This is a genomic window from Mesorhizobium escarrei (assembly GCF_935825525.1).
Lineage (GTDB): Bacteria > Pseudomonadota > Alphaproteobacteria > Rhizobiales > Rhizobiaceae > Mesorhizobium > Mesorhizobium escarrei.
The window spans coordinates 1-215 of the sequence record NZ_CAKXZT010000077.1 but is presented as its reverse complement, the minus strand read 5'-3'; the positions used below and the strand labels follow the sequence as shown (position 1 = coordinate 215).

1 protein-coding gene is annotated in these 215 nt (G+C 65.1%); it reads left to right on the top strand.

Annotated features, from left to right (window positions below):
- The coding region (locus tag NMG80_RS05095; RefSeq protein WP_254017135.1) for a transposase at nt 1-215 on the top strand (215 nt) is incomplete at both ends.

Sequence of the window (215 nt, the reverse complement as noted above, 5' to 3'; positions counted from 1 at the left end):
GACCCGAGGCCGTGCTGGCCTATCTATCGCGCTATACCCACCGCGTCGCGATCTCCAACAGCCGGCTGATCGCACTCGACGAGGCGGGCGTGACGTTCCGCTATAAGGACTACCGCCGCAACGGCAGCGAGCGCTACCGGACCATGACGCTGGAAGCGGGCGAGTTCATCCGCCGCTTCCTACTCCATGTCCTGCCCAAGGGCTTCCACCGCATC